We start from the raw sequence: 1597 nt of genomic DNA, 5'->3' as shown, positions 1-1597 counted from the left end.
CGCGGCTTCCGCGCGGACGTGATCCTCGGCGCGCTCCGCGAGGCGGGCCTGAGGCCGGGCGGCGGACGCGGCGCCGTGGACGCCGATCTCTCTTGACAGTCTCTCATGACCTCGCTAAAGTGTCTGGGCACGACGGACGTTCGCCGTGCGAGTGGTTCGGGGCGTAGCGCAGCCTGGTAGCGCACTTCGTTCGGGACGAAGGGGTCGGAGGTTCGAATCCTCTCGCCCCGACCATACAGGGACACGGCCCTCCACGCGGGGGCCGTGTCTTGTCATGTCGGCCCCCGGCGCGGCAGAACGTCACATCAAGCGTCGTCCGGTCACGCGCCGGGCAGGAAAGAGTGAGCATGCGGGTGTTCGCCATCGCCGACCTCCACCTCTCGGAGGCCCAGCCCAAACCCATGACCGTCTTCGGGTCGAACTGGCACGGCCACCCCGAGGCGATCTTCGACCGCTGGCGCGAGACGGTGACGGACGAGGACGTGGTGCTGCTGCCCGGCGACCTCTCCTGGGCGATGAAGCTGGACGGCGCGCTCGTGGACCTGCGCCGCGTCGCGGAGCTGCCCGGCACGAAGGTGCTGTCGCGCGGCAACCACGACTACTGGTGGCCGAGCATCTCGAAACTCCGCGCGAGCCTCCCGCCACGCATGCACGCCCTGCAGAACGACGCGGTGAGGCTCGGGGACGTCGCGGTGTGCGGCACGCGCGGCTGGACCACGCCGGGCGTGGAGGGCTGGACGCCCGAGGACGACCGCATCTACCGCCGCGAACTCGAACGCCTCACGCTGGCCCTGCAGTCGGCGCGCTCCCTCAACGCGCCCGCGACGGTCCTGATGCTGCACTACCCGCCGAGCGCGCCGGGCTTCGCGCGGAGCGGCTTCACGGACCTCATCGAGGAGTACCGCCCCACGGCCGTGGTGTACGGGCACCTGCACGGCGTGCCCGTGGAGCGCAGCCTGCGCACCTGGGCGGGCGTGCCGACGCACCTCGTGGCGGCGGACGCGCTGAAGTTCAGACCCAAACTGGTTCTGGAGACGCACTGACGGCCCACGCTTGAGGACCCGACCGCTCGGGTCCGTACGACGATGGCCGCTGGTTCTGGAGACGCGCTGACGGCCACCGCATAAGCGAGGGACCGCTCCCGAGCGTACGACGGCCACAACTGATTCTGAAGACGCGCTGACGGCCCCTCCTAGGGCTGCTCGCGCCTGGCCGCGAAGAAGTCGTGCAGGAGCCGCGACGCCTCGCGCGCGCGGACGCCGCGCGTGACGTGGGGCCGGTGTCCCCATGCCGCTCGGGAGAGGTCCGTGACGCCGCCGAGCGCGCCGAGCTTGGGGTTGTCGGCGCCGTAGACGATCCGGCCGACGCGCGCCTCGACGGCGGCGCCGTAGCACATGGGGCAGGGTTCGAGCGTCACGACGAGGGTGCAGTCGCCGAGGTAGGGCGTGCCGAGCACGCGGGCCGCTTCCCGGAGGGCGTGGAGTTCCGCGTGGGAGGTCATGTCGCCCTCCTCGCGGGAGCGGTTGCGGGCTCGCGCGACGATCTCGCCCGCGCGGACGACGACGGCGCCGACGGGCACCTCGCCGTGGTCGCGGGC

At 71.9% G+C, this 1597-nt stretch carries 2 protein-coding genes and 1 tRNA gene; 2 read left to right on the top strand and 1 reads right to left on the bottom strand.

What is annotated here, in order from left to right; translation table 11 throughout:
• The first annotated feature begins 157 nt into the window (after window positions 1-157).
• Together DEIPI_RS0112010 and DEIPI_RS0112005 are read left to right on the top strand one after the other, a co-directional pair.
• Window positions 158-234 (top strand) — tRNA-Pro (locus DEIPI_RS0112010).
• A 113-nt stretch (window positions 235-347) separates the two neighbouring features.
• Window positions 348-1043, top strand: a complete 696-nt coding sequence (locus tag DEIPI_RS0112005) for a metallophosphoesterase (RefSeq protein ID WP_027481931.1) — start codon at window positions 348-350, stop codon at window positions 1041-1043.
• A gap of 149 nt (window positions 1044-1192) precedes the next feature.
• Here the strand turns inward: DEIPI_RS0112005 and DEIPI_RS39655 are convergent.
• The coding region (locus tag DEIPI_RS39655) for a nucleoside deaminase (protein WP_027481930.1) at window positions 1193-1597 on the bottom strand (405 nt) is incomplete at its 5' end.

The organism is Deinococcus pimensis DSM 21231, from assembly GCF_000519345.1.
Lineage (GTDB): Bacteria > Deinococcota > Deinococci > Deinococcales > Deinococcaceae > Deinococcus_A > Deinococcus_A pimensis.
This window is presented reverse-complemented; position numbering and strand designations above follow the sequence as displayed.

Excerpts from the sequence above, each read along its gene's own strand:
- DEIPI_RS0112005 (WP_027481931.1), top strand. The coding sequence starts at position 348 with ATGCGGGTGTTCGCCATCGCCGACCTCCACCTCTCGGAGGCCCAGCCC.